Source organism: Asticcacaulis sp. P2_C5 (genome assembly GCF_056404555.1).
Genome location: NZ_JBFUDU010000009.1, coordinates 178,381 through 195,225 on the forward strand (window position 1 = coordinate 178,381; position 16,845 = coordinate 195,225).

18 protein-coding genes are annotated in these 16,845 nt (G+C 60.7%); 11 read left to right on the forward strand and 7 right to left on the reverse strand.

What is annotated here, in order from left to right:
* The first annotated feature begins 3 nt into the window (after positions 1 to 3).
* Both purN and AC1DXO_RS17015 read left to right on the forward strand, forming a co-directional pair.
* Entirely contained in the window at positions 4 to 585 is a 582-nt protein-coding gene (purN, locus tag AC1DXO_RS17010) for a phosphoribosylglycinamide formyltransferase (protein WP_476979357.1), read from the forward strand.
* Between the two features lie 35 nt (positions 586 to 620).
* On the forward strand, positions 621 to 2,687 hold the full coding sequence (locus AC1DXO_RS17015; protein ID WP_476979358.1) for a S46 family peptidase: 2,067 nt from the start codon (positions 621 to 623) through the stop codon (positions 2,685 to 2,687).
* Between the two features lie 4 nt (positions 2,688 to 2,691).
* Here the strand turns inward: AC1DXO_RS17015 and guaA are convergent, their stop codons facing one another.
* The 4 genes from guaA to guaB all read right to left on the reverse strand — a co-directional run bounded on the left by guaA (position 2,692) and on the right by guaB (position 7,808).
* Entirely contained in the window at positions 2,692 to 4,233 is a 1,542-nt protein-coding gene (gene guaA / locus AC1DXO_RS17020) for a glutamine-hydrolyzing GMP synthase (RefSeq protein ID WP_476979359.1), read from the reverse strand.
* Between the two features lie 376 nt (positions 4,234 to 4,609).
* Positions 4,610 to 5,938 carry an RsmB/NOP family class I SAM-dependent RNA methyltransferase gene (locus tag AC1DXO_RS17025; RefSeq protein ID WP_476979360.1) on the reverse strand — a complete coding sequence of 443 codons (1,329 nt, stop codon included), beginning with the start codon at positions 5,936 to 5,938 and terminating at the stop codon, positions 4,610 to 4,612.
* Positions 5,939 to 5,948: 10 nt separating this feature from the next.
* Positions 5,949 to 6,341: an MAPEG family protein gene (locus AC1DXO_RS17030; RefSeq protein ID WP_476979361.1), complete on the reverse strand. Its 393-nt coding sequence runs from the start codon at positions 6,339 to 6,341 to the stop codon at positions 5,949 to 5,951.
* Positions 6,342 to 6,350: 9 nt separating this feature from the next.
* Positions 6,351 to 7,808: an IMP dehydrogenase gene (gene guaB, locus AC1DXO_RS17035; protein WP_476979362.1), complete on the reverse strand. Its 1,458-nt coding sequence runs from the start codon at positions 7,806 to 7,808 to the stop codon at positions 6,351 to 6,353.
* A 132-nt stretch (positions 7,809 to 7,940) separates the two neighbouring features.
* Between guaB and AC1DXO_RS17040 the strand changes: the two genes are divergently transcribed.
* Positions 7,941 to 8,381, forward strand: coding sequence for a hypothetical protein (locus AC1DXO_RS17040; protein WP_476979363.1), 441 nt, complete (start codon positions 7,941 to 7,943; stop codon positions 8,379 to 8,381).
* Complete coding sequence (locus tag AC1DXO_RS17045) at positions 8,374 to 8,727, forward strand: TfoX/Sxy family protein (RefSeq protein WP_476979364.1); 354 nt, start codon at positions 8,374 to 8,376, stop codon at positions 8,725 to 8,727. The genes AC1DXO_RS17040 and AC1DXO_RS17045 overlap by 8 nt, the downstream gene beginning before the upstream one ends.
* 1 nt (position 8,728) lies before the next feature.
* Here the strand turns inward: AC1DXO_RS17045 and AC1DXO_RS17050 are convergent, their stop codons facing one another.
* On the reverse strand, positions 8,729 to 9,070 hold the full coding sequence (locus AC1DXO_RS17050; protein ID WP_476979365.1) for a DUF1523 family protein: 342 nt from the start codon (positions 9,068 to 9,070) through the stop codon (positions 8,729 to 8,731).
* A 29-nt stretch (positions 9,071 to 9,099) separates the two neighbouring features.
* Positions 9,100 to 9,816: an RlmE family RNA methyltransferase gene (locus AC1DXO_RS17055; protein ID WP_476979366.1), complete on the reverse strand. Its 717-nt coding sequence runs from the start codon at positions 9,814 to 9,816 to the stop codon at positions 9,100 to 9,102.
* Between the two features lie 93 nt (positions 9,817 to 9,909).
* On the opposite strand from AC1DXO_RS17055, the gene AC1DXO_RS17060 reads away from it, so the two are divergent.
* The 5 genes from AC1DXO_RS17060 to queA all read left to right on the forward strand — a co-directional run bounded on the left by AC1DXO_RS17060 (position 9,910) and on the right by queA (position 12,854).
* Positions 9,910 to 10,050 carry a hypothetical protein gene (locus AC1DXO_RS17060; RefSeq protein WP_476979367.1) on the forward strand — a complete coding sequence of 47 codons (141 nt, stop codon included), beginning with the start codon at positions 9,910 to 9,912 and terminating at the stop codon, positions 10,048 to 10,050.
* A 110-nt stretch (positions 10,051 to 10,160) separates the two neighbouring features.
* Entirely contained in the window at positions 10,161 to 10,631 is a 471-nt protein-coding gene (locus tag AC1DXO_RS17065) for a peptidylprolyl isomerase (protein WP_476979368.1), read from the forward strand.
* A gap of 67 nt (positions 10,632 to 10,698) precedes the next feature.
* A complete protein-coding gene (locus AC1DXO_RS17070) occupies positions 10,699 to 11,094 on the forward strand; it encodes a hypothetical protein (RefSeq protein ID WP_476979369.1) in 396 nt (131 codons plus the stop codon).
* Positions 11,095 to 11,323: 229 nt separating this feature from the next.
* Positions 11,324 to 11,734, forward strand: coding sequence for a hypothetical protein (locus tag AC1DXO_RS17075; protein WP_476979370.1), 411 nt, complete (start codon positions 11,324 to 11,326; stop codon positions 11,732 to 11,734).
* A gap of 55 nt (positions 11,735 to 11,789) precedes the next feature.
* Positions 11,790 to 12,854 carry a tRNA preQ1(34) S-adenosylmethionine ribosyltransferase-isomerase QueA gene (gene queA / locus AC1DXO_RS17080; protein ID WP_476979371.1) on the forward strand — a complete coding sequence of 355 codons (1,065 nt, stop codon included), beginning with the start codon at positions 11,790 to 11,792 and terminating at the stop codon, positions 12,852 to 12,854.
* A gap of 32 nt (positions 12,855 to 12,886) precedes the next feature.
* Here the strand turns inward: queA and AC1DXO_RS17085 are convergent, their stop codons facing one another.
* Complete coding sequence (locus AC1DXO_RS17085; RefSeq protein ID WP_476979372.1) at positions 12,887 to 13,129, reverse strand: hypothetical protein; 243 nt, start codon at positions 13,127 to 13,129, stop codon at positions 12,887 to 12,889.
* Between the two features lie 141 nt (positions 13,130 to 13,270).
* On the opposite strand from AC1DXO_RS17085, the gene tgt reads away from it, so the two are divergent.
* Together tgt and AC1DXO_RS17095 are read left to right on the forward strand one after the other, a co-directional pair.
* Entirely contained in the window at positions 13,271 to 14,386 is a 1,116-nt protein-coding gene (gene tgt, locus AC1DXO_RS17090) for a tRNA guanosine(34) transglycosylase Tgt (RefSeq protein WP_476979373.1), read from the forward strand.
* A 191-nt stretch (positions 14,387 to 14,577) separates the two neighbouring features.
* A complete protein-coding gene (locus tag AC1DXO_RS17095) occupies positions 14,578 to 16,803 on the forward strand; it encodes a TonB-dependent receptor (protein ID WP_476979374.1) in 2,226 nt (741 codons plus the stop codon).
* The last annotated feature ends 42 nt before the right edge of the window (positions 16,804 to 16,845 follow it).

The following is a 16,845-nucleotide window of genomic DNA, read 5'->3' on the forward strand; positions in this document are numbered from 1 at the left end:
ACCATGCCGCCCAAGACCAGAACCGCCATCCTGATTTCCGGCCGCGGGTCCAATATGATGGCCCTGGTCGAAGCCGCCAAAGCGTCTGACTTTCCGGCCGACATCGTCCTGGTCTTGGCCAATGATCCGGACGCCAAAGGCCTGGATTGGGCCAGGTCGCAAGGCATCCCGGCGGTTGCCATAGATCACAAGCCCTACGGCAAGGACCGCGAAAGCCACGAACGCGCCGTCGATGAGGTTTTACGCCAGCACGGCGTCGAATTTATCTGCCTGGCCGGCTATATGCGCGTCCTGACACCCTGGTTGGTCGAGACATGGTCCGGCAAGATGATCAATATCCACCCGGCCCTGTTGCCCGAGTTCAAAGGCCTGCACACCCACGAGCGCGCTCTCGCAGCGGGGGTGGCCGAACATGGGGCCAGCGTCCATTGGGTGACGTCCGGGGTCGATGAGGGTGGTGTTATTGCCCAGGCGCGCGTGCCGGTCCTGCCCGACGATACGGCCGATTTGCTCGCCGCCCGCGTCCTGGCCGAGGAACACAGCCTGTACCCGCGGGCCTTGCGCCAAATTCTAACCAATATGTAACTGCTTAAGTTCGGCTATTCATGCGATAGTGAGCCATGTTTCGTCCACTGCTTATCCTTGTCGCAATGGTTTTGGTCGTTCTGGTTCGGGCGCCGGCGGCCCAGGCCGATGAAGGCATGTGGACCTTCGACAACTTTCCCCTGGCAAAGGTCAACAAGGCCTATGGCTTGCGGCTCAATCAAGCCTGGATCGACCATATCCGCGACACCTCGGTCCGCCTCAGTTCCGGCTGTTCGGCCGGTGTCGTGTCGGCGGATGGGTTGATTTTCACCAACCAGCACTGCGTCATGGAGTGCGCCCAGGAGCTGTCATCGGCGTCGCAAGACCATGTGGCCGAAGGGTTTCTGGCGAAAAACCGCGAAGACGAACTGACCTGTCAGGGCTTGTCCGCCGAAATCCTGACCGGCATTTCGGACGTAACACACGACATACGCGCCGCCACCCAGGGCCTGACGGGAGACGGATTTGTCCAGGTTCTGAACGGCCGGATCAGCGAGATCGAAATGGCCGCCTGCGGCGCCGACCGCAAACGGCATTGCCAGGTCATCAGCCTGTATCAGGGTGGCCAGTACAAGCTGTACCAGTATCGCAAATATTCCGATGTACGCCTTGTTTTCGTTCCGGAATTTCAAGCAGCGTTTTTCGGCGGCGACCCAGACAATTTCAACTTCCCGCGCTACGCCCTCGACGTTGCGTTTCTGCGCCTTTACGACGACGGACGCGTCGTTTCGACACCGCAACATCTGATATGGAACGACAAGGCGCCCCGGGAAAACGATCCGGTCTTCATTTCCGGCAATCCGGGTAAGACGGAACGGCTGTTGACAGCGGCGCAGCTCGAATCCCAGCGCGATCTGTATCTGCCGATGACCCAGGTGACGCGGGCCGAACTACGCGGGCGATTGATCGGCTTTGCCGCGCAGAGCCCCGAAAATAAACGCATTTCCACCGATCCGCTGTTCGATGTCGAAAACGCGTTCAAGGCCGCCTCGGGGCAGGAACTGACTCTGCGCGATCCGGCAATGTTCGCCACCAAACGCGCCGAGGAAAAACGGCTGAAAGGCGCCTTGAAAGGCCGGTTTGGCAGGGACATCGGCAATCCGTGGAACGATCTGGACAAGGTTCAAAGCGATTACAAACGTCTGTTGATCCCCTATTTCACGTTCGAGCAGAGCCTGAACCAGTCGAGCCTGTTCATGTATGCGCGCTTCCTGGTGCGCGGCGCTGCGGAGCGCACAAAGCCTTCCGCCGAACGGCTATCCGAATATACCGACTCTCGCCTGCCATGGATCGAAAACGATCTGTTTACGGCGACGCCGATCGATAAGCCCCTGGAAGAGCTTTATCTCGCGTTCCGCCTGTCTAAGGCGCGCGAATATCTGACAGCCGATGCCACCCAGACGAAACTCCTGCTAGGCCGCGCATCGCCCGAAACCCTGGCCAGGGGCCTGGTGGCTGGAACCCGGCTCGACGACGTGACCGAACGGCAAAGGCTGTGGGACGGCGGCATGTCGGCAATCCTGGCGTCGGACGACCCGATGATTCAATATGCGCTGCGGATCGATCCCGAGGCGCGCCGGATACGCCAGCTCTATGAAGACAGGATCGTCGGACCGACACGTATTGCCGGCGACAAGATCGCGCGTGTGCGCTTCAAGGTCTACGGCACGCGCACCTATCCCGACGCGACATGGTCGCCGCGCCTGTCCTATGGCCGGGTCAAGGGTTGGAACGAGAACGGCACACTGGTCACGCCCTTTACCGACTATGCCGGGCTATATACACGCGCGACCGGCCAGGCGCCGTATCAATTGCCGCAGAGCTTCCTGGCGGCGCGCAGCCGGATCGACGGCTCGGTGGTGCTCGACTACACGACGTCCAATGACATTTCCGGCGGCAGCTCCGGATCGCCGGCGATCAATGCCGATGGCGAGATTGTCGGGACGGTGTTCGACGGCAATATCCACTGCCTTGGCGGCTACTATTTTTACGATGGCGCCCTGAATCGAACCATCATGGTCTCGACGGCGGCGGTCAGCGAAGCGCTGGCGAAGGTGTATGACGCCGGCGCTCTGCTGGCCGAGCTTAGGGCAGGCAATTAGTTGCCTATTCCCACTCAATCGTGCCAGGCGGCTTCGATGTCACATCATAGACGACGCGATTGACGCCGCGCACTTCGTTGACGATGCGCGTGGCGCAACGCCCCAGCACCGGCCACGGGAATTCGAAAAAGTCCGCCGTCATGCCGTCGCTCGATGTCACAGCGCGAAGGGCCAGAACGTCCTCATAGGTCCGTGCATCGCCCATCACGCCGACTGTCTTGACCGGCAACAGCACCGCAAAGGCCTGCCAGATCTGGTCGTAGAGCCCCGCCTTGCGGATTTCATCGAGATAGATGGCGTCGGCGTCCTGCAAGGTCTTGACCTTGTCAGGCGTGACCTCACCCGGAATGCGGATGGCCAGGCCAGGTCCGGGGAACGGATGGCGGCCGACGAATTGCTCGGACAGGCCCAGTTCGCGGCCCAGCGCCCGCACCTCGTCCTTGAACAGTTCGCGTAGGGGTTCGACCAGTTTCAGCTTCATATAGTCGGGCAGACCGCCGACATTGTGGTGCGACTTGATGACTGCCGACGGGCCGCCCGACGGCGAAACGCTCTCGACCACGTCGGGATACAGTGTGCCCTGGGCCAGGAATTCGGCACCATCTATCTTGGCGGCCTCGGCGTCGAAGACGTCGATAAACAGCTTGCCGATTGTCTTGCGCTTGGTTTCCGGATCAGCCACCCCTGCCAGGGCGCCCAGGAACATGTCCTGCGCCTGGACGTGGATCAGCGGAATATTGTAGTGATCGCGGAACAGCTCGACGACCTGCTTGCCTTCTTCCTTGCGCAACAGGCCGGTGTCGACAAAGACGCAGGTCAGTTGTTCGCCGATCGCCTCGTGGATCAGCACGGCCGCGACTGACGAGTCGACCCCGCCCGACAGGCCGCAGATGACCTTGCCAGTGCCGACCTGCTTGCGAATCTTCGCCACCTGCTCGTCGCGGAACGAGGCCATCGACCAGTCGCCGGTAAAACCCGCGATCTCGAACAGGAAGTTGCGGATCATATCGGTGCCGCGCTTGGTGTGCACGACTTCCGGATGGAACTGGACGGCGTAGAACTTGCGCTTCTCATCGGCGATGGCGGCATAGGGTGCGCCTTCCGACACGGCGATGACCTCGAAGCCTTCGGGGATGGCGGTGACGCGGTCGCCATGGCTCATCCACACAGTTTCGCGATCGTGCAGGCCCTTGAAGATCGGCGACGGCTTGATGATGTCGATCTCGGCGCGGCCAAATTCGCGATCATGGCCGCTCTCAACCTTGCCGCCCAGCAGGTCGCACATTAGTTGTTCGCCGTAGCAGATGCCGAAGACGGGCATGTTCATCTCGAACAGCTTGGCGTCGATACTGGGACCCTGGTCGACCACGCTATGCGGCGAGCCCGACAGGATGACTGCCTTGGGGCGCAGGGAGTCGATCTTGTCGGCCGCCTTGGTGAAGGGATGAATTTCGCAGTAGACACCGCATTCGCGGACGCGGCGGGCGATCAGTTGCGTGACCTGCGAGCCGAAGTCGATGATCAATAGCGCTTCGTGATGGGACATTAAACAGGCTTTCCTTTACGGCGCGGCCTTTGAGGCCGGTCAGGAAGGGAATCCACAGATTACACAGATTACACAGATTATTTTCGACCGCGTAACTTCGGATTACCGTCTTCGACAGTGGAATCTTGGATCACGAAAAGCACGAAAAGCAGAAAAGCACGAATAGCTGTTGAGATATCGCGCCCGAAGGGCATTCAATCATTATGCCGCCCCATCAAATGAAGGCGCTTCGCGCGAGGATAGCCACCTCTCCCATTCGTGCTTTTCTGCTTTTCGTGCTTTTCGTGATCCCAATTCCACCGGCCTATCCGGGCTGGCGCGCAAGGCACTGAAAAAAAATCTGTGTAATCTGTGTAATCTGTGGATCACCTCATACTTAAAACGAACGTTGATAGGCGGCGATGAAGAAGCCGTCGGTGGCTGTGGAATGGGGTGTCAGGCTCAGGCGATGACCGGTGCGGGCCAGATCAGCCAACTGCTGACTGTGATCCAGCACATGGCCCGAGGCCGCGATCAACTCATGGATCGGCAGGGCATCGAAACCGGGGTGTTGCGCTTCGAAATCGTCGGCCGACCTGGCGTTTTCGTCGTCGAGCACCGAACAGGTGACATAGACCAGGCGCCCGCCCGGCTTTACGCACAGTGCGGCGCGCGCCAATATCTGGACCTGCAGATCATGGAGCCGTGCAACCTCGGCCTCATCCAGGCGATGCGCCTCTTCCGGATGGCGCCGCCATGTGCCCGATCCTGAACACGGTGCATCGACCAGGACCAGGTCGGCGCCCTTCAGCAATTCCAGTTGCGCCTCGTCCTGCGGATCGAAGAAATGGACAAAATGGGCCGAAGCGCCGGCGCGTTGCAGGCGCGGCTCGATCGCCCTAAGGCGCTTTTCGACCACGTCGCAGGCGAAGATATCTCCCTTGCCGTCCATCATCTGAGCCAGGGCCAGGGTCTTGCCGCCGCCGCCGGCACAGAAATCGACGACCTTCGGCGCCCCAGGCAGCAGACCGGCGCCCGCCAGGAAAGCCGCCAGTTGCGAGCCCTCGTCCTGAATTTCAATCAGCCCACTCTGATAGGCTTCGAGCTTGACCAGGTTAGGAGGCGGCTCAGACGGCAGGCGAATGCCGAACTTGGAAAACGGCGTTGGTTCCGGCGCCAAACCCTCCTCGGTCAGCATCCCCAGCATGGCCTCGCGGGTCGTCTTGCCGCCGTTGACGCGCAGATCGATCGGTGCCCGCGGCATCATCAGGTCGGTCGCTTCGGCTGCCCAGGCGTCGCCAAATTGCTGTTGAAACCGGCCGACGACGAATTCCGGCAACCCGGTGGTGACCCAGGCCGGCGCCTCGCCTTCACCTGCCGCCAACAGTGCCAGTTCTTCGCTACTGAGTGGTTTGGGCCCATAACCCGCACCGCTGAACAGGGCGAATATATCGTTCATCCCCAGTCCGTCGATCAGCGACAGTGACGCCAAGACCAGCGCCCGGCCCTGTCCTGGCGACTTTTCACCCAATTGCATTGCCCACAACAGCCGCGAGCGGGCGCGCAGGCAGCGATAGACGCGGTCGGCAATGGCGCGGCGGTCCTTGGATCCGGCATAGCGGTGCGCCTGCCCCCACTGCTTCAGCACCACTTCCGCCGTTGCACGCGTCCCGGCCAGTTGGTCCAGGATTTCGGCGGCGGCTTGCAATCGGGCGGCGGGTGTCAAAGAGCGGTCCTTAGAATACGAGGCGGAAAAGGCACATCAGAATGCCCAGCAACGAAAAGCCCCAGGCGATGGAGCGCGGTCCCGGCACGCCCCATAGATAGAGGGGTACGTAGGCGATTCGGCCGACCAGATAGACGTGGGCGCCCAATACCGAAACCAGATCGCTCTTAGCGGCGAAGTTCAGCGACACGGCGATAACCGCAAAGAAGACATAGGTTTCCATGAAGTTGGCGAAGGCTCGGTTGAGCCGTGCGGCGATGGGCGGCAATTCGAACGGCGTGTCGCGCGGCCCGGAGTTCCACTTAGAATAGCCGGGCGTGGTGTAGGCGACGACTGGGGCTGCCAGCAGGGTGACCAGACCCAGCACGGCGGCTATGACCGCAACCCACAGTTCCTGAGTCATTCGCGCCTCCTATTGCCTGTAGTTCGGCGCCTCGCGCGTGATCATCACATCATGGACATGGCTTTCACGCAGGCCGGCGCCGGTGATGCGCACGAAACGGGCGCGCTTCTGGAATTCTTCGATCGTCGGCGCGCCGACATAGCCCATGGCGGCGCGCAGACCGCCGACCAGTTGGTGGACGACCGGACCGATCGGTCCTTTATAGGGCACCTGGCCTTCGATACCTTCCGGCACCAGCTTCATGCTGTCGCGCACCTCCTTCTGGAAGTAACGGTCGGCCGAGCCCGAGGTCATGGCGCCCAGCGAGCCCATGCCGCGATACGACTTATAGGACCGGCCCTGGTACAAAATGACCTCACCCGGTGCTTCCTCGGTACCGGCGAACATCGAACCCAGCATTGCGCAGGCGGCCCCGGCGGCGATCGCCTTGGCCAGGTCACCGGAGAACTTGATACCGCCATCAGCAATGACCGGGACGCCGGTGCCCTCCGCGGCGCGGACGCTGTCGAGAATGGCGGTCAACTGCGGCACGCCGACACCCGCGACGATACGCGTGGTGCAGATGCTGCCCGGACCGATACCAACCTTGACGGCATCAGCGCCGGCGTCGATCAAAGCCCTGGTGCCTTCATAGGTAGCGACATTGCCGGCGACGATCTGGACACCGTTGGTTTCCTTGCGCAACCGAACAACAGCCTGGGACACCAGCGACGAGTGGCCGTGGGCCGTGTCGATCACCACCACATCGGCGCCGGCCTCAACCAGCGCCATGGAGCGCTCGAAGCCGGCATCGCCGACAGTGGACGCGCCTCCGACCAGCAGGCGGCCGGACGAATCCTTGGCGGCGTTGGGGTGGGACTGGGACTTTTCCATATCCTTGACGGTGATCAGACCGACGCAGCGATAGGCGTCGTCGACGACGATGATACGTTCGATGCGATGACGCGCCATCAATTCTCGCGCCCGGTTCTGATCGACGCCATCGGTGACGGTGATCAGATTTTCGGTGGTCATCAATTCGCCGGCGGTCTTGCTGCCTTCGCCTTCGAAGCGGATATCGCGGTTGGTCAGTATCCCGACAAGCCTGTTGGTCTCGCGCTCAACGACCGGAAAGCCCGAGATCGAGCGGCGTGCGATGATGTCGCGAACCTCGGCCAGCTTGGTGTCGGGATAGATGGTGATCGGGTTGATGACCATGCCGGATTCGAACCGCTTGACGGCGCGAATTTCATCGGCCTGCTGTTCGTTGGTCATATTGCGATGGACGATGCCCATACCGCCGGCCTGGGCCATGGCGACAGCCAGACGGGCTTCGGTAACCGTGTCCATGGCTGACGAGACCAGGGGAATATTGAGGCTGAGTTCACGGGTGAACTTGGTCTTCGTTTCGACCTGAGTGGGCATGACCTCGGAAGGACCCGGCTCCAGCAAAACGTCGTCGAAGGTAAGGCCTTCGCGTATATCCATAACGGACTCTCCATTTTGCGGCTTGTGCATAGGGGAATCGCGGTGGCAGGTAAAGGGCTTGTCGGGAAAATATTGTTTCCGTTTACGCCGGGCCGTCACGCGACTAAGCTGGGCTGGCGTGAGGGACACGACATGATCGGACTTATTCGGCTGATAATGAGCCTTCTAGGTGCAGCGGCAACGCCGGCGCTGATCGCCGGCGTTTTAGCCTACCAATTCATGGCTAGACCGGCAGGCGATGTAGCGCCCCATATCGCGCAGTCGATACTGAGCGTCATGTTTATGCATGCCCTGACGGTCGCTGCAACACTTGGCTTGCCGATGTTCTACGGCCTGTATCGCGTGGGCTGGCTGAATACGCTGACCGTGCCGCTAACGTCCACGCTCGCCGGCTTTATCGCCCTCTTCTTCTGTGCTCTGATGTCTGACATGTTCGGCGGCAGCGTCGGGCTTGCCTCAATGCCGATCACGCTCGGCTATGCTCTGCTCGCACCGTTGAGCGGGCTGACGGCATGGCTGGTGTGGAAAACTTTCCCAATGCCGGACCGCATAACCGAGGCCAGCCATGCATGATCCGAAACACCTGCAGACCATCGTCGAAGCCGCCGCGCCGCCCGATATGGATATCACCTTTCGCGCCATGTTCGGCGGCATACTGGCCTATGTAGACGGGAAGCCGCTGGCGTCGCTGTCAGACGTCGGACTGGCATTCAAAGTGTTCAAGGACGACCATCAGGACCTGATCGGCACAGTCGGCGCCAAGGCCTTGCAATATGACGCCAGCCAACCGATCAGCAAAACCTATGTCGTCGTGCCGGAACCGATGCTGAAGGACAAGGACGCGCTGCGGTCGTGGATCAAGCGCGCCGCTGACGGCGTGGCAAGCCAGCCCGTCAAGGCGAAAAAGAAAAAGGCCTGAGCTACTCGGGCACCTTCTCCGCCTTGGTGATGTTCTTGTACATCGACAGAATCGGCACGCGGAAACCGTAATAGTCGATCTTGAACTTGCCCTTGGCGGCCAGCTTGCCCTGGATATCCGACGAGTTGAATTTAAAATAGGCCGGGCTGTCGACGTTCTTGTACGTGCCGTCGGTAGTGAAGATCAGATAGACGTCCCTGACCTTGCCGTGATCCTTCATCAGCTTGTGATCGACATCGGTGACCGTGACGACGGCGGAACCATGCGTCCAGTAGGGCACGGTCCAGGTCGCGACCAAGCCGACGACAATGATGCCCAGTATCAGGAAAATCAGTTTCTTCACGGTCTGCGCCCTCTGGTTAAGGCGTGACCCTATCCTTTGAAGCCCGTCGCGACAATATAGATTTCGGTCGAACCGGCGCGGCTCGACTTCGGCTTCATGTGCTTGACCGACTCAAACGCCAGTTTCAGCTTCAGCAACAACTGCTCGGTCTCACCGCCCTGGAAGGCCTTGGCGACAAAGGTCCCGCCCTGCTTGAGGTTCTCAAGCGCAAAGTCCCCAGCCAGTTCCAGAAGGCCCATGATTTTCAGGTGGTCCGTCTGTTTGTGCCCGACTGTATTGTGCGCCAGGTCGGACAGGACGACGTCGGGCTTGCCGCCCATCATCTCCATCAGCCTGGGGCCGATCTCCGGATCGGTGAAATCGGCCTGGATGATCTCGGCGCCCGGCACGGGATCGACCGGCAAAAGATCGACACCTACCACGTGAGCCGCACCGCGCTGCTTGGCGACCTGGACCCAGCCGCCGGGCGCACAGCCCAGGTCGATGATCCGCGCACCGCGTTTCAGCAGGTGGAAGCGCTCGTCGATCTCGATCAGCTTGAAAGCGGCGCGCGACCGCCAGCCCTCGGCCTTGGCCTTCTGGACATAGGGGTCGTTGAGCTGGCGCTCCAGCCACTTGGCAGAGGACTGGGTGCGCTGCTTGGCGGTCTTGACGGCGGTATGGCCTTTGCCGCGTCCGGACAATTGGCCGCCTTCGGGCGGCTTGACCATCCGGCGACGTTCTGGTTCTTCTGGGGTATCGTTCATGGCGGCTCTATAACAGGTAGCGTCTGTTCTAAGAAAGAAAAAGGTTTGGAACCGCCAATTCGATATACTGCCGCAATAATCAAAGGAATCGCCATGCGCCCTGCTCTTCTCATTCTATCGCTTCTGCTGCTCGCCGCCTGCAAACCCCCGGAAAAGCCGGCGGATGTCGCAACATCCGCTGAGGCCGCGTCCGCCGAGGCCGCCGTCTCGGTCGATGAGTCGTCCGCCTCCTAGCCTGCGCCGGTGAGACCAAATCGGCCGACAGCGCGGACTGAAATCGGAATTTGCAATCGATCGTCTCAACGCCTATGTGGGGGCCAATATATTTTAAAAGGAGCCTCCCCATGGCCGAAGACCTCGAAAACACCTTGATTCTGACCCTCGACGCCGGCCCGGTGACGATCCGTCTGCGCCCTGACCTGGCGCCCAACCATGTCGCCCGCATCAAGGAACTGGCGCGCGAAGGCTTTTACGACGGCATCGTCTTCCACCGCGTCATCCCGGGCTTCATGGCCCAGGGCGGCGACCCGCAGGGCCAGGGCTTTGGCGGTTCCGGCAAGAAGCTAAAGGCCGAATTCAACGCCGAACCGCATGTGCGCGGCGTCTGCTCGATGGCCCGCTCGCAAAATCCGGACTCGGCCGACAGCCAGTTCTTCATCTGCCTCGACGACGCCAAGTTCCTCGACAAGCAATATACCGTCTGGGGCGAAGTCATCGAAGGCATGGAAAATGTCGACGCCCTGCCCAAGGGCGAGCCGCCACGCAATCCCGGCAAGATCGTCTCGATGAAGGTCGCCGCCGACGTCGCCGCTTAATGTGCTGTTAAGGCCCGCACCTTAGGGTGCGGGCCTTAAGTATTGTAGCGTAAAGTAGTAGTGTACCATGTCCAGGCGTTCGCGTTTCAGCCTCACGGTCGATGTTTCCAACCACATCCTGATGATCCGGCTTCACAGCCTGCGCGATGAACATACGACGCCGGACCTGATCGACCACCTGAAGGGTATCGCCGATCCCTGGACCTATGATGCGATATTCGACTTTCGCCGCTACGAAGCCGAACTGTCGCGCGATTATCTGGCCTTCCTGACCCATAAATGGCTGGTCATATCCGAAGGCCGCGATCGCGGTCGCCGCATAGCCCTGGTCAGCGCCTGTCCCGTCATGACGCTCCAGCTACAGGAATTGCGCCGTGCCATGCCTGATCGGGGCATTGCCATATTCGAATCGTTCGATGAAGGCCTCGACTGGCTCAAGGTCGCGGAACCGGCGACCGCTTGATTTATCCAAGCTGCAATGACGCAGATGCATTGCAGCTTGGCAAGGGCGACCGCCCGCCCGAGCTTATGCGAGGAGCCATGCGGCGCTTGAGCTGAAAAAAAGCGAATACCAACCTGCACCTTATCTCTCGGCATCTTGACCAGTTGGTATTCGTCCATTGCAACAAAGCCTTAAGGTGATTGTGGCAGGGTCGGATAAAAACCGCCCAAAATTGCCGGGAAAACGCCTTATGAGCCGCTCACGCATCAGCCTGACCATCGACGACGTTTTTCATATCATCATTGTTCGTTATTTCGGGCTGATCGAGGGCGACGAAATCACTGAAAGCATGATGGACCATCTGGCCCGCGTCGAGGAGGCGTGGAGCTACGACAGCATCATCGATATGCGCCGCTACGAGGGTACGGTCCTGATTACCGAGATTGAGGAGTTGAGCCAGCGCTGGGCCCTCTTCGCGCAGGGCCGCGACGGCGGGTGTTTCACGGCCGTCATCAGCTCCGATCCGCTGGTCAAGGCCCGAATGCCCCTGACCCAGGCCATGTTCTCGACACGCAACCTGGCCAATTTCGATAATTTCGACCAGGGCCTCGATTGGATCAAGACGCAGCGTGGCTATCTCAACAAGGCTCTGGCCCGATAGGGTTTTTGGCAGTTTAGTCTTGACCTGACCGCCGTTTCGGGGCTTTGACCGCCCCATGCTGGTATCCGACTTCGATTTCGACCTTCCCGACGACCGTATCGCCCTGCGACCGGCGCAGCCGCGCGAGTCAGCGAAACTGCTGCGCATCCGCGGTGACAACCTGATCGACAGCACCATAGGCCAGTTACCGCAATATCTGCGTCCCGGCGACCTGCTGGTCGTCAATGACACCAAGGTGCTGCCCACGCAGTTGCACGGCGTGCGCCGGCGCGACGGCGCAGATGTCGCGGTCGACGCCACCCTGATCAAGGCCAGCGGATCGTCACAATGGCAGGGCTTTCTCAAACCCGGCCGCAAGGTGCGCGTCGGCGATGCATTGCTGTTCCGAAGTGAAAACTCCACTGCTGAATTGCAAGCGACTGTCGCTGGCAAGGCCGAAGATGGACTTTATACGCTCGACTTTCATCACGCCCCTCAGGACTTGGTCGAACGCCTTCACCTCGTTGGCGCCATGCCGTTGCCGCCCTATATCCGCAGCAAGCGCCATGAGGACGATCAGGACCGGACCGATTATCAGACCGTTTTTGCAGATGAAGAAGGCTCAGTCGCCGCGCCCACGGCTGGCCTCCATTTTACTTCCGAATTATTAGAACAATTGCAAAAGAGCGGCGTGGGGATCGAGCGCATCACCCTGCATGTCGGCGCCGGCACCTTCCTGCCGGTCAAGGTCGAGGATACGGCCGATCACGTCATGCATGCAGAATTCGGCGTTATTTCTGAGGCTTCCGCCGACAGGATCAACGCCGTCCGCGCGTCCGGCGGCCGCATCATCAGCGTCGGCACCACCAGTCTGCGCCTGCTGGAAAGCGCTTGTGATCTGCAAGGTATAATCCATCCGTATGCCGCTGAGACCGCCATCTTCATCACACCCGGCGTTGTGGTCCGCTCGTGCGATCTGCTGATGACCAACTTCCACCTGCCGAAATCGACCCTGTATATGCTGGTCTGCGCCCTGGGCGGCACGGCCACAATGAAGGCTGCCTACCGCCAGGCCATCGACACCGGCTACCGCTTCTTTTCCTATGGCGACGCCTGCCTGATCGATAACACTTCCAAATAATACGAATAGTAGTGCGCCGATATAGTTATACGTTATTTCGGTCTTAAGTCCCATTCTGTCGCGCACCAACCGTAAAAGCAGTCCATCAATTCCATGACACGGTCTTCGGTTGCTTCGTCATCCGCCGCGCGCAGTGAAGCGCGCAGCATCTCCAGACTGTCGATAAGCTCTTGCCACGAAGCCCCCTGCGCCAAAAGTTCCCTGGCCTTGTCGTGGGCTACACTCACGGCATCGGGTTGCCGGAAAATTTCGCTGAACGTCTTGAGATGGTCCACCTGGCGTTCCCGACCTGCTTCGCCGCGCCTACTCGCCAGCCAAGCAAAAGCACGTCCAAGCTCGGCATCTATCACACACGTCCCGCAAACTAAAGTCGGCTTTCTTTGACTTGGGGACCTGTCTTGGTTATGAGCCGGACCATGTCCACCTTTCCTTTTACGATCCACGCCCATCAAGGCCAGGCCCGCACCGGCGTCCTGAAGACGCCGCGCGGTGACATCCCGACCCCCATCTTCATGCCGGTCGGTACGGCGGCGACGGTCAAGGCCCTGACGCTCGACATGGTTCGCCAGGCCAAGGCGAAGATCATCCTGGGCAATACCTACCACCTGATGCTGCGCCCGGGTCCGGAGCGCGTCCATCGCCTGGGCGGCCTGCACAAATTCATGGGGTGGGATGGTCCCATCCTGACCGACAGCGGCGGCTTCCAGGTGATGAGCCTGTCGAACATATCCAAGGTCAAGGAAGACGCGGTCACCTTTGCCTCGCACATCGACGGCAGCAAGCACGTCCTGTCGCCCGAACGCTCGATAGAAATCCAGGCCGACCTGCTGGGCTCCGACATCGTCATGCAACTCGACGAATGCGTCTCATGGCCGGCCGACGAGAAGCGTGCCCAGGAAGCGCTTCAGCTCTCGGCGCGCTGGGGGCTGCGCTCCAAACAGGCCTTTGGGACGCGCGACAGCCAGGCCCTGTTCGGCATACAGCAGGGCTCGACTTTTAAGGCCCTGCGCCGGGAATCGACGGACCGTTTGCTCGATATTGGCTTCGACGGCTATGCTATCGGTGGCCTGGCGGTTGGCGAAGGCCACCAGGCGATGTGCGATACGCTCGACTACGCAGCGCCCCTGCTGCCGTGGGATCGCCCGCGCTACCTCATGGGAGTCGGCAAGCCGATCGATCTGCTGGAAGGCGTGGCGCGCGGTGTCGACATGTTCGACTGCGTCCTGCCAACCCGTTCGGGCCGTCATGGCCAGGTCTGGACCTGGGACGGGCCGATCAATATGAAAAACGCCCGCTTTGCCGAGGACGACACGCCGCTGGACCCGACGTCCGATTGCCCGGCCAGCCGCGACTATTCCAGGGCCTACCTGCATCATCTGGTCCGCGCCGAAGAAATCCTCGGTCAGATCCTGTTGTCGTGGCACAATATCGCCTTCTTCCAGGCCCTGATGATCCGCATGCGGGAAGCCATTGCCGGCGGTACGTTCGACGCCCTGCGCGCCGACTTGCGGAACCGCTGGATGAAGGATTGACCCCCTGGTTTACGCTGCGGAAATGCAAATTCGCCACACTGACGCGGGTTTGTAACCGAACCGTCGCAATATTGTTGCAAATGCGAACAAGCCGATTAACCCTAGCCCGATCCGCGACTCCGCAAAGGAGCGTAACAATCCGGGGCTGGAAACGGCAAGGAACGGCATAGATCTTTTTTCAGAGGATTCTCATGCCTAAGCTCTCTCGCAATACCTGCCGCTCGCTGGCCCTGATGGGCGGCGTTTCCACACTTATCCTCGGTTTTGCCGCGCCGGCGGTCTATGCCGCGGACACCACGACGACCGACGAGGTGACCGAAGTCATCATCACCGCCACGCGGCGCAGTGAAACGGCCCGCGACGTGCCGGTCGCCGTCACCTCCATCTCCGGAGAAAAGCTCGGCGTGCTCAATTCGTCTGGCCAGGATATTCGCCTCCTGTCCGGCCGCACCCCCTCCCTTCTGGTCGAATCGTCGTTCGGCCGGACCTATCCGCGCTTCTATATCCGCGGTCTCGGCAATACCGATTTCGACGTCAACGCTGCCCAGCCGGTGTCCGTGGTCTATGACGACGTCGCCATGGAAAGCCCGATGCTGAAGGCCTTCCCGGTCTTCGACCTCGCCGACGTCGAAGTCCTGCGCGGTCCCCAGGGCACTTTGTTCGGCCGCAACACACCCGCCGGTGTGGTGAAGCTTGACTCGGCCAAGCCGTCCGACGTCTTTGGCGGCTTCGGCAGTGCGTCCTACGGCACCTACGGCACGGCCAATATCGAAGCTGCCGTCACCGGACCGCTGGCCGAAGGCCTGAGTTTCCGCATATCAGGCCAGATTCAGCACCGCGACGGCTGGGTGGAAAATACCCACACCGGCGAAATGCTCGAAGGCTATAACGACAGGGCCGCGCGCTTCCAGCTGGCCTACAAGACCGGCAATTTCGATGCCCTGCTCAATGTCCACGGCCGCGATCTCGACGGCACGCCGCGCGTCTTCCGCGCCGGCCTGTTCAAACAAGGCAGCAACGACTTCGCCGACGGCTTCGACATTGAAAAGGTCGCGCTGGATGGCGTCCTCAGCCAGAGCCTGTCATCCGCCGGCATCGGCCTGCACCTGAACTACCATTTTGACGGCCTGGGCACCCTGCGTTCGATCAGTGGCTACGAAATGGCCAAGGTCGAAAGCTCGGGCGATATCGATGGTGGCGACAACTACACCTTCCCGCCGCTGGGGCTCAACAACGCCCTGTTCCCCACCAGCACCGGCGGCACCTCCAAGCCGCAGGAACTGAGCCAGGAACTGCGCTTCGAATTCGATCCGATGGGCGCGTTCCGCGGCCAGATCGGCGCCTACTTCTTCGAGCAGCAACTGGTCTATCACGAACTGAACTATAACGGCGCCGGCACGGTCAATGCCGACCTGCTGCACGACAACCACAATGTCAACTACGGCCTGTTCACCTCGGGCGAATTCAAGGCGAGCGACGCCCTGACCCTGCGCGCCGGCCTGCGTTTCTCGGCCGACGGCAAGAAGGACAGTATCTCCGGCACGCCCGTCGCGACCGGCGTCACCCTGCCCGTCACGACGAAGGTGCGCGGTGACAATGTGTCGGGCGACCTCAGCGCGACCTACGCCTTGTCGCCCACCGCCAACATCTATGCCCGCGTCGCCACCGGCTATCTTGGCGGCGCTATCCAGGACCGTGTCAACTTCGTCTTCGACAAGACGGTGCCGACGGTTGCCAAGGCACAGACCACGACCTCAGCCGAAGTCGGCTACAAGGCCGCCTATCTGGACCACAAGCTGAATATCGACCTCGACGTCTATGATTTCACGACGAAGGACATGCAACTGACCGCCGTCGGCGGATCGAACAACTCCGCCCACCTGATCAATGCCGACAAGGCGATCGGCTACGGCGTTGAATTCGACCTGAAGGCCAAGCCCATGGACAATCTGATCCTGACGGCCGGCGCCAGCTACAATTACACCGAAATCCAGGACCCGACTCTGGGCGTCGGCCCGTGCGGCTCCGGCGTCTGTACGGTCACCGATCCGGTATCGGGCGGCCTGGCGCTGATCGACGGCAATCCGCTGCCGCAGGCGCCGAAATACGTCGCCAACTTCACGGCGCGCTACGCCTGGCCTTTGGGCAATGGCGACCAGATCTTCGCCTATACCGACTGGTTCTACCGTTCCGAGGTCAACTACTTCCTGTATGAAGCCAAGGAATTCGAAGGCAAGCCTGAATTTATCGGTGGTCTGCGCGTGGGCTATCTGACGGATGACGGCACGGAATTCGCCGCCTTCGTCCGCAATATCACCAACGAGATCCGCGCCGAAAGCGCGATCGACTTCAACAACCTGACCGGCATGGTCAACGACCCGCGCACCTTCGGCGTGGCGATTCGCAAATCCTTCTGATTGGCCGGAGTGCAATATAAAGGCGGCAGGCTCACAAGCCTG